Origin of the sequence: Ligilactobacillus aviarius (assembly GCF_001654615.1) — a bacterium.
GTDB lineage: Bacteria > Bacillota > Bacilli > Lactobacillales > Lactobacillaceae > Ligilactobacillus > Ligilactobacillus aviarius_B.
This window is the reverse complement of the sequence record NZ_LWUD01000026.1, coordinates 1-13,659: the sequence shown is the minus strand read 5'-3', so window position 1 is coordinate 13,659 and position 13,659 is coordinate 1. Positions and strand designations below refer to the sequence as shown.

15 protein-coding genes are annotated in these 13,659 nt (G+C 39.8%); 1 reads left to right on the top strand and 14 read right to left on the bottom strand.

From position 1 onward, the window contains the following. Positions 1-30 precede the first annotated feature (30 nt). The 14 genes from A3O17_RS04885 to A3O17_RS04820 form a co-directional block, all read right to left on the bottom strand. Positions 31-813, bottom strand: coding sequence for a YlmH family RNA-binding protein (locus tag A3O17_RS04885; RefSeq protein WP_064213020.1), 783 nt, complete (start codon positions 811-813; stop codon positions 31-33). 16 nt (positions 814-829) lie between these two features. Continuing rightward, entirely contained in the window at positions 830-1,087 is a 258-nt protein-coding gene (locus tag A3O17_RS04880; RefSeq protein ID WP_064213019.1) for a YggT family protein, read from the bottom strand. Between the two features lie 14 nt (positions 1,088-1,101). Continuing rightward, complete coding sequence (locus A3O17_RS04875; protein ID WP_064213018.1) at positions 1,102-1,533, bottom strand: cell division protein SepF; 432 nt, start codon at positions 1,531-1,533, stop codon at positions 1,102-1,104. 18 nt (positions 1,534-1,551) lie between these two features. Continuing rightward, on the bottom strand, positions 1,552-2,793 hold the full coding sequence (gene ftsZ, locus A3O17_RS04870) for a cell division protein FtsZ (RefSeq protein ID WP_064213017.1): 1,242 nt from the start codon (positions 2,791-2,793) through the stop codon (positions 1,552-1,554). A 39-nt stretch (positions 2,794-2,832) separates the two neighbouring features. After that, positions 2,833-4,203: a cell division protein FtsA gene (ftsA, locus tag A3O17_RS04865; RefSeq protein WP_064207771.1), complete on the bottom strand. Its 1,371-nt coding sequence runs from the start codon at positions 4,201-4,203 to the stop codon at positions 2,833-2,835. 125 nt (positions 4,204-4,328) lie between these two features. Beyond that, positions 4,329-5,159 carry a cell division protein FtsQ/DivIB gene (locus A3O17_RS04860; protein WP_064213016.1) on the bottom strand — a complete coding sequence of 277 codons (831 nt, stop codon included), beginning with the start codon at positions 5,157-5,159 and terminating at the stop codon, positions 4,329-4,331. 23 nt (positions 5,160-5,182) lie between these two features. Further along, a complete protein-coding gene (gene murG / locus A3O17_RS04855; RefSeq protein ID WP_064213015.1) occupies positions 5,183-6,280 on the bottom strand; it encodes an undecaprenyldiphospho-muramoylpentapeptide beta-N-acetylglucosaminyltransferase in 1,098 nt (365 codons plus the stop codon). Then, entirely contained in the window at positions 6,277-7,656 is a 1,380-nt protein-coding gene (gene murD, locus A3O17_RS04850; RefSeq protein WP_064213014.1) for a UDP-N-acetylmuramoyl-L-alanine--D-glutamate ligase, read from the bottom strand. The genes murG and murD overlap by 4 nt, the downstream gene beginning before the upstream one ends. A gap of 24 nt (positions 7,657-7,680) precedes the next feature. Further along, positions 7,681-8,643, bottom strand: a complete 963-nt coding sequence (mraY, locus tag A3O17_RS04845) for a phospho-N-acetylmuramoyl-pentapeptide-transferase (protein ID WP_064213013.1) — start codon at positions 8,641-8,643, stop codon at positions 7,681-7,683. Between the two features lie 17 nt (positions 8,644-8,660). Beyond that, complete coding sequence (locus A3O17_RS04840) at positions 8,661-10,811, bottom strand: penicillin-binding protein (RefSeq protein WP_064213012.1); 2,151 nt, start codon at positions 10,809-10,811, stop codon at positions 8,661-8,663. Then, positions 10,811-11,170, bottom strand: coding sequence for a cell division protein FtsL (gene ftsL, locus A3O17_RS04835; protein WP_064213011.1), 360 nt, complete (start codon positions 11,168-11,170; stop codon positions 10,811-10,813). Before ftsL ends, A3O17_RS04840 begins: the two co-directional genes overlap by 1 nt. Positions 11,171-11,193: 23 nt before the next feature. After that, positions 11,194-12,141, bottom strand: coding sequence for a 16S rRNA (cytosine(1402)-N(4))-methyltransferase RsmH (gene rsmH, locus A3O17_RS04830; RefSeq protein ID WP_064213010.1), 948 nt, complete (start codon positions 12,139-12,141; stop codon positions 11,194-11,196). Between the two features lie 8 nt (positions 12,142-12,149). After that, the gene (mraZ, locus tag A3O17_RS04825; protein ID WP_057827717.1) at positions 12,150-12,581 is read right to left on the bottom strand and encodes a division/cell wall cluster transcriptional repressor MraZ; all 432 of its coding nucleotides are present in this window, start codon (positions 12,579-12,581) and stop codon (positions 12,150-12,152) included. 345 nt (positions 12,582-12,926) lie between these two features. Next, on the bottom strand, positions 12,927-13,289 hold the full coding sequence (locus A3O17_RS04820; RefSeq protein ID WP_081255501.1) for a DUF3397 domain-containing protein: 363 nt from the start codon (positions 13,287-13,289) through the stop codon (positions 12,927-12,929). A 142-nt stretch (positions 13,290-13,431) separates the two neighbouring features. Between A3O17_RS04820 and A3O17_RS07875 the strand changes: the two genes are divergently transcribed. Further along, entirely contained in the window at positions 13,432-13,560 is a 129-nt protein-coding gene (locus A3O17_RS07875) for a DUF4044 domain-containing protein (RefSeq protein WP_086427353.1), read from the top strand. Positions 13,561-13,659: the final 99 nt, after the last annotated feature.

Genomic DNA, 13,659 nt, shown 5'->3' with positions numbered 1-13,659 from the left:
AAACAATTGACACGCTATTGTCTAAATGGACTATTTCCGAATAATCGCCATTTCAACTTTTAACTTTCCCTTATGGGTCGTTCCTAAAATTGCATCGAAGCGAATGCGTCCGTAGCCGCGCACTGAAATAATATCGCGAATGTTAATCACGTAATCTGGACGATCAACTTCCATCCAATTTACTTGAACTTTGGCATTTTCAATCAGTTCCTTGGCCTTTCCACGTGACAAATGGTAGCTGCTAGCGATGATCCTATCAATTCGCTGCGAACTGATTAGCAAATGAGCTTCTTGCCATGCACTTTCCGGTGTTAACAACTCCGATAATTCTTTCGGATTAAGCTTCACCTTCGTCCGACCAATTCGATCAAGCTGACTAACCAGATATGGCGCAATCTTTTTTTCAACAATCAATTGCCACCGTGTTCCATCGGTTATAATATCTCCGAGCACATCCCGCGTAATTCCAGAATGAACAAGCGCACCCAGAATCTGTCCGTGGTGCAATGACGCAAACTTAACCGGATAATCAACTTCAAGAACTTGAATTTCAAAATCCTCAGTTTGGGGTTCAAAATACTGTGGGTAAAATAATACCCGTTTTCGATCAGCCTTCTGATACCCGCCCTGCGTTGCCATTTGAATCGTCGTATTTTTTCCAATCAACGCCCGGGCAATAAAACGTTCCCGGGGATTTAAAAAATCAGTCAACACCGGTGCGTAATTTAACTCCGCTTCCGAAATAAACGATGCAACCTGATCGATTATTGGCCGCTCTTCCTTTCGAAAATGCTGGTAAATTCCATCATTCATTTGAAATTAACCTCAATTATCCAATTAGGATCCGTAAAAGGAAGAAGAGTCCTTTTTCAACTAATTCCAATACGATTAACGCAATGATCGGTGAAAAATCAATGTTAAAAATCGGGGGAATAAAATGGAAAAGATTTAAGAACGGACTCACGATCCGATCTAAAAACATTCCGAACTTCGTCTGTAAAGCACCCGGGAACCATGACATCAAACAGTACACAACAATTGCCAACGTATAAAGTTGAAATAGGCCATTAATAATTCCTACTAACACTTTCCGACTCCTTACTAAAAGTCTTGAAGCTTAACGGCTTCATTAAGCATTCCTTCAACTGAAAATTCAGACGGAGTGCATAGAAAAATTTGTTCACCAATTCGTTTGATATCTCCATCAATGGCATACGTCACCCCTGATAAGAAATCAACGATTCGGCGCGATTGTTGGTTGTCCATCCGTTCAAAATTGATAATTGCTGCTTGCCCGTTTAAAAGGCGTGATGCGATTTGCTTAGCATCTGAAAACACCCGGGGCTCAAACAACATGATCTTTTTTTGCGAATGATCACTTTTACCTACAATTGACATAATTCGATTTTTCTGATTGCCCTGAGGTCCTTCACTTTCTGTTCTTACCTGTGATGAACCATTATCATAATTATCATATTCCGTTTCATCGTCGTATCCATTAAAAAAATGACTAATCCGATCAGTTAATGACATGACCTCAAGCCTCCTTCATTATTTCCGACGATGACGCAAGAATGGTGGCATATTATCGTCATCATCTTGATCAAAGTTATTATTTGATGAATCTGAACCAAATACGTTAAAGTCTTTCTTTTCAACGTCTTGGAAATTATCCCGTTGGTTTGCTGCATGTGAATTACCGTTCATCTCAGTTGTAATATCCCAATCAGCAAGCGGATCATTACTCCGTGAATTTGATGCTGGTTGGTTTGAAGCAGCATTCCGGTTATTGTTTAAAATTCCGTTTGATGCTGGCTTCTTAACTGTTTTACGCGCATTGCGCTTTTTGTCAATTCCAGTTGCGATTACAGTCACGACTACTTCATCTTCGAGGTTTTCGTTGATTGATGTCCCAAAGATAATATTGACATCGCTTGAAGCGGCATCCGTTACAATTTCTGAAGCTGTTTGGGCTTCAAACAAGCTCAAATCTGGACCACCAGTAATGTTCAACAGAACTTGTTCAGCCCCATCAATTGAAACTTCCAACAGTGGTGATGAAATAGCTTTCTTTGTTGCTTCTTCAATTCGGTTTTCGCCGTTTGCAGAACCAATTCCCATCAAAGCTGAACCCTTGTCTTTCATAACAGTTGTAACGTCAGCGAAGTCCAAGTTAACGTAACCTGGTGATGTGATCAAATCAGTAATCCCTTGAACACCTTGACGTAAAACGTTATCTGCTTCTTGGAATGCTTGAAGCATTGGCGTCTTTTTATCAACGATTTCTAATAAACGGTTATTTGCAATGATAATCAAAGTATCAACGTGTTCCTTCATCTTTTGAACACCTTCAGCAGCAAACCGTGCACGCTTTGGGCCTTCAAATGAGAATGGACGGGTTACGACCCCAACAGTCAATGCTCCCATTTCCTTTGCAACCTTTGCAATCACTGGAGCTGCACCGGTACCAGTACCGCCACCCATTCCGGCAGTAACAAAGATCATGTTAGCGCCTTGTAAAGCTTCAGAAATTTGTTCTTCACTTTCTTCAGCAGCTTTTTCACCGATATCAGGGTTAGCACCTGCACCAAGACCCTTTGTCAATTTCGGTCCTAATTGAATTTTTGTTTCCGCATTTGAGTTCTTTAATGCTTGAACATCTGTGTTTGCAGCAATAAATTCAACACCTTTAACGTCTTCGGCAATCATTCGGTTAACCGCGTTACCACCAGCACCGCCGACACCGATTACTTTGATGTTCGCCTTGTTGTTTTCATCTACTTCGTAGTCCATTTAGTTCTCCTCCGTTATCCAATCTGTTTCTTAAACTAATTAATCAAAGAAACTGCCAAACCAATCTTTCAAACCTGAAATTGAATGATGTTTCTTTTCGGCTGACTTATTTTGTTTAGCTTGTTTCTCAACTGGTTTAGCCGCTTTCCGTGGTTTTGTCTTCACACTCTTCATGTTAGCCTTCTTAACGGCCTTCATTGATGGAGTTTGCACTGGTCCTTGATTGACAACCGCATCAATATTATTCAACGTGCTCTTAACAACCATATTGATTTCATTTTGATGTGTTGTATCTTCAATTAAACCAATAACTTGTGAGAATTGTGGTGAACGTAAATTCATTTCTTGAGGATAGAAAATCTTTACCGGAACTTCAAAAATTTCTTGAGCTAATTCGGTTACCCCTTGTAATGCAGCCATTCCACCTGTTAACACAACTCCGCCTGGAAGTTGAAAAGCATTGATACTTCCAAGAGATTGTTTGATTTTTTCAAAAATTTGCCGCATCCGGGCTTCAATAATTTCTGAAAGGTATTCTTCGGTAACCATTTCATCCTCTTGTTGACCAACAACTTCAACCGGAATCGAATCCTCGGATGAAGCCATTTCAGCAAGGGCATACCCATAATTTCGCTTCAATGTTTCGGCATTTTCAAATGACGTATTCAAAACAATTGAAATATCGCGAGTTACGTAGTCGCCACCTTCCTGATCAACATAAGTATACTTTACTTTGTGATCATGAACAACAGCGGCTGTCGTTTGGCCTCCACCAAGGTCAATTAAAACGGCCCCAAAATCCTGTTCAGCATCACTTAATGCATATTCAGAAAGTGCAATCGGAGCAACCACGATATCTTGAATCTTTAAGCCTGCTCGTTGAACACATTTACGAATATTATGTAAAATCGTCTTTGGGCCCGTATACATTACCCCTTGCATCTCCAACCGAACGCCCATCATTCCACGCGGATCTTTGATATTATCAATATCATCAACAAAGAACTCGTCTGGAACGATATCGATCACATCGCGTTCTGGCGGCAAGTTTTGAACTAACGCTGCCCGAGTAACTTCGTGAACATCCTCATCTGTAATTTCAGCAGAATTGCCGTCTTGACCGCCAACTGCGATCATGCCCTTGCACCGTTGAATTTGTAACATATTTGCCGGAACGCCAACCGTTACATTTTCAATTTCAATGTTTGCTTTTTGTTCTGCTTGTTTAATTGTTTCCTTAATTGTAGCAACAACTTGGTCAATGTCTACAATTACACCACGTGACAAGCCAGCGGAATGTGAACTGCCATAGCCAATAATATTTAATTGGCCTTTCATAAATTCTGCAATTACGACTTTGATCGAAGTTGTTCCGATGTCCAATCCTACATAAATTCCGGAATTTTCCACCTTTGATCCTCCAATCCAGTTTTCTTTAATTAGTTTCAAGAAAAGTATCTTAATTTAAATTTTACCATACAAATAAACCAATTTACTACCTTTAATCAAGGGTTTCCGTGTTTTTTTCGAAAATATTAATTTTTACCATAAGGATATGAGTACGCCCCGACTTCAAGGTCAACAACCCCTGTATAATTCATCTTCGAAACAATGCTTGGATAGTACTGCATTTTCTCTGCAAACGTATCAATTGAAGCAATTACTTGATTACCGTCATTCATATATAATTTGATTTTTCCCGGATCCGCCTTTGTCGGTTCAAGGTGAACTTCCGCAATTCCCTTTTTGACTTTGGCTGGTAACTTATCAAATTGCTTAGTCATCTCAAGAAGGCGATCCTTATTTTTAAAATTATAAAAAATCGGGTAATTTCCCTTCGGATTATTCGATCCATATTTATCGATCATTCCTGAAGACGTCAATTTGTAGTATTTATTGTTTCTTACGACATACCCAATCGTTGGATACTCCTCAACGTTGATTTTCACATGCGTTCCTTGATATTGAATCGTTGCCTTTTTTACAGAAGGAACTTTTTCGTGAATTTGGTTTTCAATCTTCGCGGTTTCAGGCCACACTCCAAACAATGATTCGTAGTAATGCAAGTTACTAGCCTTAACAACCGCCGTACGGGTTGCATCATCATTCGTATTTACTTGAAGTGAAAGGATTCTGCTAAACGGAAGAATGAAAAATAACGATACTGCAAACGTAATTCCAAAAACCGCAATCAATGCAATCGTTCCCTTGGCTAACCGTTGTTTCCGTAAACTGTTTGTTCGCGGAAGCTTTTTTACAAAAGAACGAGCCGTCGTTGGGCGGTGATGCTTCTTTGCTTGTTTGCGTTTCTTTTGTGCCTTTTCCCACGGAGTTAACTCGGCATTCGATTTTTTGAGCTTTTTCATCTTGATATCATTATCCCTCAGACTTATTTTTGATTAACCAAATCTTTTAATACATTATACAACCGATCGGCTGCATCCCGCACTCCTGCATCTGAAGCATTCTTTGCCATTTCACTTCGTTGAGCTGAATCATTCATTAACTGGTCAACGGCATCAGCCAGCTTAGCTCCTGTTAATTCCTTTTCGGTAATCATTTTGGCAGCATTTTTGTTTACCAAACTCATCGCATTTTTAGTTTGATGATCAGCTGTTACATACGGACTTGGAATTAAAATTGAAGGAATTCCCAATGCCGTAATTTCAGCTAAACTCGTTGCCCCTGCCCGGCCAACGATCAAATCGATTTCCGGAAGAATTTCAGGCATATTACTGATATATGGCTGAATTATCATATTTGATGGAATATCCTTTTGGGCGGCCTGCTTTTTGATTTCATCATAATGAACCTGCCCCGTTACAAAAAGAACTTGGTAAGGCTGGTCCTTAAACTTTGAAGCCGCATCCAAAGCAGCCTGATTAATGCCTTCTGCTCCGCGTGATCCACCAAAAATCAAAACGGTTGGATAATTATCCTTTAATCCGTATTCCTTTAACCGATTTTTATTTTCCATATGCGCAACTTGTTGTGCCCGTGGATTCCCGGTAAATACAATTTTGTTTTCAGGGAAATTTGAACGAACATCGTCAAAACAAATCGCAACTTTATCAACAAAATGACTTAAAAACTTGTTGGTTACTCCGGCAACGCTGTTTTGTTCATGAATAACGGTCGGAATATGCATCTTTGATGCCGCAAAAACGACTGATCCACAAACATAGCCACCGGTTCCAACAACAATATCCGGTTTAAATTCTTTAATGATCTTTTTAGATTCATGAATACTCTTCAAGAATAAATAAACCGTCTTAAAGTTTTCAAGTGAAAGTGAGCGTTTAAACCCTTGAATCTCAATTGTTTTAAAATCAATTCCCGCATCCGGAACGATTCGGCTTTCAAGGCCGCGATTGGTCCCAACATATAAGACCTTCGTTGTTGGATCTTTTTTCTTAGCCTCATCGATCAATGCAAGGGCTGGATAAATGTGTCCTCCAGTTCCACCGCCAGAAACTAATATCCTCATTTTGCTTCCTCCATTTTCTTGATCAAATCTTCAACTGCTTTAATGTACTGATCACCGCGGACTTCAAACGTTGGCCATTGATCCCAGCTTGCACATGCTGGTGAAAGTAAAATCACATCACCTGGTTGACTTAAACGGTATGCCTCTGGAACCGCCGTAACCGCATTTTCGGTTTTGACAATTTCCTTAATCCCCGCTTGCTTTCCGGCATCAGCCATTAGATCTGCGGTTTCGCCAAAGACAACTAATGCCCGCACATGCTTCTTAAAATAAGGAACCAAACGGTCAAACTTAAAGCCGCGATCAAGTCCACCTGCCAATAAGACAACCGGTTGATCGAATCCATCCAATGCTTTTTGGGTCGCTTCGATATCCGTTGCTTTCGAATCGTTATAAAACTTGCGTTCATTAAAGGTTGTAACGTATTGCATCCGGTGGCGTACACCTGTGAATTGTTGTAGAACTTCTTTGATGTTTTCAGCTGATTGGCCCATCAACTTGGCAGCAGCAATTGCAGCAAGGGCATTTTCAACATTGTGTGATCCGGGAACCCCGATTTGATCAGCTTCAATGATTTCTTCACCCTTAAAGTAAAGCACGCCGTCTTTTTCATATGCTCCCGCTTCGGTTTGATCCTCGCGTGAAAACGGAACAACGGTGGCTTGGGTGTGCTTACTAAATTGCCGTGCCTCTTCATTATCCCAATTAACAACAAAATAATCATCTGCCGTCTGATTCATTAAGATCCGCATTTTGGCATTCACATAATTTGCGTGTGATCCGTGCCAATCTGTATGAGCTTCATAAATATTAGTCAAAACTGCAATGTGCGGATGTAACGTTTTAATTCCCATCAATTGGAAACTCGATAATTCAGTTACCATCACGTCATCGGCAGTCGCTTGCTGTGCAATTTGAGTTGTCGGAATTCCGATATTTCCAGCTGCGTAAGCCTTGCCTTTTGACCGGTTTCGGTTCAACATTTCCGTGATCATTGTTGTTGTCGTTGTTTTTCCATTAGTTCCGGTAATCCCGATCATCGTTGCCTCTAAAACTTGATATGCAAGTTCCGGTTCAGTAATGACTGGGATTTTTTCTTCAATTGCCTTCGCAACTAACGGGTTGTCGTACGGAACAACGGGATTTTTAACAACCGTCGCTATTCCATCCAGTAATTCAAGCGGGTGGCTCCCAGTTACAACCTTCACCCCAATTTTTTTAAGTTCATCAACTTGGGATTGATTGGGCTGATTCGTCTTATCGTTGACAATTACCTGCGCTCCCAGCTTAACTAAAAGTTTAGCTGAATTTACGCCACTTTTCCCCATTCCGATTACAAGAACTTGTTTATTTTGATAAGAACTAATGTTTTTCATGACAACTAACTTCTTCCTAATACTTTATAAAATTACCATCACTGAAATCACAGCGGCAATTAAGCCGACGATCCAAAAAACAATATCAATTTGCCATTCATTCCAGCCACACATTTCGAAGTGATGGTGAATTGGACTCATTTTAAAAATTCGTTTTCCAGTCAACCGGAAAGACGTTACCTGAAGAATTACACTTGCAGTTTCAATTACAAAAATAATTCCGATGACAAGCAACGACAGCTCATGGTGAACTAAAATTGAAACGGCTGCAAGCGCACCCCCAAGGGCAAGTGAACCCATATCACCCATAAAGATTTTTGCTGGTTTGTGGTTAAAGAACAGGAATGCAACTAATGCTCCCATTACAGCAACACAGAAAATCAAAACGCCAAATTGATCTTGGGCCCACGCAATAACTGCATATGCACCAAAGGCAATAATTGATTGGCCGGCAACTAACCCGTCAATGCCATCCGTCAAGTTAACCGCATTTGAAAATCCGACTAACCAGAACATGACGAATAAGGCATAAAGAAATCCTAAATGAATTTCGTGACCAAAGAAACTAATTGAAAACGGAAAGCCTTCAAAATAGTAAACTGCCAGAAAAATAATTCCGCCGAGAATCTGGCCGGCAAGCTTTTGCCATGGCTTTAATCCTTCGTTTTGTTTCTTCCATAACTTGATTGAATCGTCCCAGAACCCAAGAAAACCATACAGGATCAAGATAAAATCAAGGACTAAAACACTTGGGTTTAAGCATTTGTAAACAAGTGGGACAATAATGCCCGTTATCAAAATTACAAAGTTAAAGACGAAGCCCCCCATTGTGGGGGTCCCTGACTTTTTCTCATGCCACTTTGGTCCTTCTTCACGAATCATTTGGCCCTGCTTTTTTCGATGGGCATAATTGATAAACGCCGGTAAAAAGACCGCCGTTAAAATTAAACTCATGCAAAATGGAAATAATAATTTAATGAACGTCATCTCTATTTCTCCTTGTTTTATTGCAATGCAATGTTAACTTGCTGATTCTTCGTTACAACCGTATTTGGTGAAACACTTTGAGACTTTACAAATCCAGTTCCATCAAAATGAACCTTGATTCCTAACATGTTTGCAAGGTTGCTTACATCATTCCGTGACCATCCCGTCATATCTGGGATCGTCTTTGCACCATTTGTAACAAGAATGACCTTTGAACCCTTCATAATCGTTTGACCTGCAGCAACGGATTGCTGGTTGATTTTTACCCCGTTACCACAGACAATTACGTTTGCGCCGGTCTTTTCTAATTCTTGTTTAGCAGTTGCAATACTTAATCCCTTAACGTTTGGAACCTTATTGTTTTGATTTGAACCGTTTGAACTGTCATCTTGCAATGCCTGTTTCATCATTGGATTGAAGACCGTCGCAAGGGCCTTAGTTGCAGCCCCTTCATTGCCAAACGTTTGTGGTTGTTGCATTGTAATATACAATACATACTTCGGATCATTCAACGGGGCAACCCCAGCAACGGAGAAGATGCAATTCATATCACCTGTAAGGTATCCGCCACCCTTTGGATTGGCAATTTGAGCTGTCCCAGTTTTAACCCCGACATTATAACCGTTGATTTTGTATGCTTGACCTGTCCCATTTGGATCAGTAATAACATCTTGCATCATTCCTAAAACCTGTTTAACGGTTGATGCCGTTACCGGATGACCAACCACTTTTCGTTTTGAGCGGTATACGGTCTTTCCAGTATTCGGATTAACGATCTTCTTAATTAATCGTGGTTGAACCATTTCACCATTATTGGCCAGCATTGAAAAGCCTTGCATCATTTGCATGACCGTTACATCAATACTTTGACCATAGGCTGTATTGGCTTGATCGATTGGATACTTGTAACCAATTGCACCGCTTGCTTCAGTTCCTAATCCTGGACCATTTACGGCTTTTAAGAAACCAAATGATTTCAAATAACGCAACCAGCGTTTAGCACCCAATTGTTGTTCCAAGTGGGCCATTACAACGTTTGATGACCGAATGAATGCTTGCCGGTATGTAATTGGTCCCCAACCATTGCGGTCCCAATCATAAACATATGCTCCGTCAATGTCATATCTTCCCGACATAAAGGTTACATTTGGATTATAGATTCCACTGTTAATTGCAGCTGCCATTGAGAAAATCTTCATACATGAACCCGGTTCATATACCGATTCAGTCAACGTATTCGTCCATGAATTGTTTAACCCCACCCGTGTTTGAGCATTAAACGTTGGGCGCTGAGTTGCCGCAATAATTTCACCCGTTTTAGCATTCATCAAAACGGCATCCATATTCTTTGGATGATATGCTTCTTCAGCCTTGGTCATCAAGGTTTCCAAATAGTTTTGCAAATGTCCATCAAGGGTCGTATAAACGTTATCCCCGTTTTTAACCGGTCGGGCAACGGCCTTTGTCCACGGTAATTTGGTTCCCTCAATATCGGTCTGTTCACTTTTGACCCCGTTTTGTCCTGCTAATTCAGAATTATAGTTCTTTTCAATTCCCATAATTCCGAGCAGTTTGCCATTTTCATTTTCAGCTAATCCAATCAAATGCGAAGCAAACGTTCCATTCGGATATAACCGGGCTTCGGATGGCGTGAAGTCGATCCCGGTAATATGCGCTGCTTGGATCCGTTTTTTAGTTTCAAGCGAGATGTTCTTCCCAGCTGATCCAAGTTCAACTTGATAAACATCTGGATCTTTGGGTGACAAAATCTTCTTGATTTTTGAATACGATGCTCCAAGATTTTCGCTTAAAACTTTTGCTGCCTTATCCTTTTCTGAAGCTTTTAAGTAAGCTGGCTTCCCGTCAAATGTCCGGGCTTCCTTTGAAAGGACAACGTATACGGAATATGTGGTTGTATCTTCAGCAATTACCTGATCATTCGCATCATAAATCGTTCCACGTTTAGCCTTGATTTCAGTTCGTTTTGCATACAACTGTTCCACTTTTTGACGCAAATTAACGCCGTCAGCACGATGAAAAATGCCGACATAAAAAAAGCGGAAGATAATCAATACAAAAACACTGAGAACTATGAAAAAGATCAGTTTTCCAAATTGCTTGCTATCTTCTGTATTTTCTTCTATCTTGCGCTTATTTTGATTATTCATTATTTAGTTACATTCCTTGTATTTTGTTCATTCAATGAAAGGCCATCTTTTTTAGCGATTCCCATTAAACGCGAACGACTTGAAAGTTCACTAATTTCTTGGCGAATATTTGAATTCTTACTGTTGAGCTTTGTTACTTGCGTTGTAACAGCTTGTAAATCGCTTTGCGCCGTATTAACGTGAATTGACGATGAAATCGTAACGCACCCGAGCAATGCTGCCCATCCTAATGAAACACATACGGCTAACCGTTCCCGTCGTTTAAATTTTTTCTTTTGAACATCGAGCGGATCAATTTGTGCCGTCGTTTGTTTCCTAATATTTGAATGATTTACAATTTTGCGTGCTGTTTCAGCCATCCTATTCACAACCCCATATTCTCTTATTTTATTCGTTCAATAACGCGCAACTTCGCAGAATGTGCGCGGTGATTTGTTTCAATTTCGCTTTTAGTTGGTAAAATCGGCTTGCGATTAACCAATCGATAATCAACTTCCATGCCTTGCGGAATAACCGGTAATCCCTGTGGTAAATCTGGTAAACTGGTCTTCTCTTTAAACATGCTCTTCACAAGTCGATCCTCAAGTGATTGGAAGGTAATTACACTTACTCGACCATCAATATTTAACATTTCAAGGACTTGTTCCAATGAAGTTTCAAGGGCTCCAAGCTCATCGTTAACTGCAATTCGTAAAGCTTGAAAAACTCTTTTGGCGGGATGACCACCTGTCCGGCGTGCCCGGGCAGGAATTCCCGCTTTGATGACTTCAACCAATTCCGTTGTGGTTTGAATTGGCTGAAGCTGACGCTGTTTTTCAATCTTGCGGGCAATCGACTTTGCAAACTTTTCCTCACCGTAACGTGAGAAAATCCGAACAAGATCGTTAAACGACCATTCGTTGACGATCTGCTTCGCAGTTAAGGCTTGGCCTTGATCCATCCGCATATCCAGCGGAGCTTCAAGTTTATAACTAAACCCGCGTTGAGCAACATCAAACTGAGGTGATGAAACTCCAAGATCATAAACCGCCCCATCAATTTTAGAAACTCCAAAATCATTAAGACGTTTCTTAATATTCCGAAAATTATCCTTAACTAATGTTAGTTTCCCACTTTGAAGCTGATTGTCAAGGGCTTTTTGATTATATCCAATCGCCGTTTGATCCTGATCAAAGGAAAATAATCGTCCGTTTTCATTTAATTGAGATAAAATTTTCCGGGTATGACCGCCACCGCCTAAAGTACAGTCAACATAAACCCCGTCTGGCTTGATTTTTAAATTTTCAACTGCTTCATTTAGCAAAACCGTTACATGTTTAAACTCAGCCATAGTCTCTCCTAAAATTCAAAGTCAATCATATTTTCCGCAATCTCATCAAAGTTTTCTTCGGCTTCATCAGTAAATGAGTTCCACCGTTCTTCTGACCAAATTTCAAAGCGGTTTGATACCCCAACAATCACACATTTCTTTTCTAATCCAGCATGTGAACGTAAAGTCTTCGGAACATTGATCCGTCCTTGCTTATCAAGTTCACTTTCAGTTGCTGCTGAATAAAAGAAACGCACGAACGAACGTGCATCGCGTTTATTAAGAGGTAATTTTTTCAGTTTTTCTTCAAGGACACGCCATTCATCCATTGGATATCCAAAAAGACATCCATCCAATCCACGAGTGATTACAAATTTCGAACCAAGCTGATCACGAAATTTTGCCGGAATGATCAACCGACCCTTTGAATCGATTGAATGTTGAAATTCACCCATGAACACGTGTCCTCACCACCTTCTAATTACCTTCATTTAACATCTTACCACATTCCCCCACTTTCAACCACTTAGTATTGAACAAAAACCACCCAATAAAAATTAAGTTTTTATTACAACGCTTTTTGACATTGAAACATTGTAAAACGAGTGCTTTTATCGCCTAAAGAAGGTGTGACAAAACAGTAAAAACGAGCGTGGTGGAAGCAGCAAAGTGAACGAATCGCGCAGCATAGATTCGGAGGTTTTCGAACTTCCTCTTGCTTCGCGTCGCAGCTCGTTTGTTTTGGAACACGATTATGCGGATATAACAAAAAGGCTGCGACTTACGTCACAACCTCTTTTTCTCCTTTAATTGAAAAACGATACTACTTTAAAAATCAATAACACACAGTATGTTCCTAGAAATAAAATATCAGCAACCCGCCAAAATTTAATCAAAAACTTCTTATATAGGATTTGACCTTCCATTAACGCATACAAAATCGTCATGATCAACCCATAAGCTGACAATCCGCAGATCAAAAACGGAATAATTGACAGCCCCATCACATCTTGCGAAAGAAAGTGAATTGCAACCAATAAGAACAAACTCATCACATCAAGCCGTTTGAAGTTTTTTAACTGTTTTCTGAAAAACCTTTTTTTCAAAAGTGTGAGAATCAACCACACCAAAATCAAAATCAATAATTGAACGTACCATTCTTTAATCATTTCATACCCTCATTTAAAAAGAACTCTGCATTCAATTATATAAACTCTGATTACAATTTTCAATTTTAGATTGAATCGTGGTTTGACACTCCGAATTATCAACGGTATAGTAACTTGTGTAATTGATATTAAAGGATGATTTATTGTGGCAAAAAAGAAAAAGAAAAAATCAACTTTCCAAAAGGTCACCATGGTCGTTGTATGGTTAATGTTGATTTTTACGATCGGTGCGGTTATTTTTGGGGCATTCGGTAGTCTTTTCAATTTATAAAAATAAAAGAGACTGTGACATAAGTATTCAATAAACAGCCTCAGTTATAAAAATAGCGAAATCCAATTTTTTAAATTGCATTTCGCTATTTTTTTCTTT

Coding starts and splice junctions, on each gene's coding strand:
- A3O17_RS04840 (WP_064213012.1), bottom strand. CDS start 10,811: ATGAATAATCAAAATAAGCGCAAGATAGAAGAAAATACAGAAGATAGC.
- murG (WP_064213015.1), bottom strand. CDS start 6,280: ATGAGGATATTAGTTTCTGGCGGTGGAACTGGAGGACACATTTATCCA.
- ftsL (WP_064213011.1), bottom strand. CDS start 11,170: ATGGCTGAAACAGCACGCAAAATTGTAAATCATTCAAATATTAGGAAA.
- A3O17_RS04820 (WP_081255501.1), bottom strand. CDS start 13,289: ATGATTAAAGAATGGTACGTTCAATTATTGATTTTGATTTTGGTGTGG.
- ftsZ (WP_064213017.1), bottom strand. CDS start 2,793: ATGGACTACGAAGTAGATGAAAACAACAAGGCGAACATCAAAGTAATC.
- murD (WP_064213014.1), bottom strand. CDS start 7,656: ATGAAAAACATTAGTTCTTATCAAAATAAACAAGTTCTTGTAATCGGA.
- A3O17_RS04860 (WP_064213016.1), bottom strand. CDS start 5,159: ATGAAAAAGCTCAAAAAATCGAATGCCGAGTTAACTCCGTGGGAAAAG.
- mraY (WP_064213013.1), bottom strand. CDS start 8,643: ATGACGTTCATTAAATTATTATTTCCATTTTGCATGAGTTTAATTTTA.
- A3O17_RS04885 (WP_064213020.1), bottom strand. CDS start 813: ATGAATGATGGAATTTACCAGCATTTTCGAAAGGAAGAGCGGCCAATA.
- A3O17_RS04875 (WP_064213018.1), bottom strand. CDS start 1,533: ATGTCATTAACTGATCGGATTAGTCATTTTTTTAATGGATACGACGAT.
- rsmH (WP_064213010.1), bottom strand. CDS start 12,141: ATGGCTGAGTTTAAACATGTAACGGTTTTGCTAAATGAAGCAGTTGAA.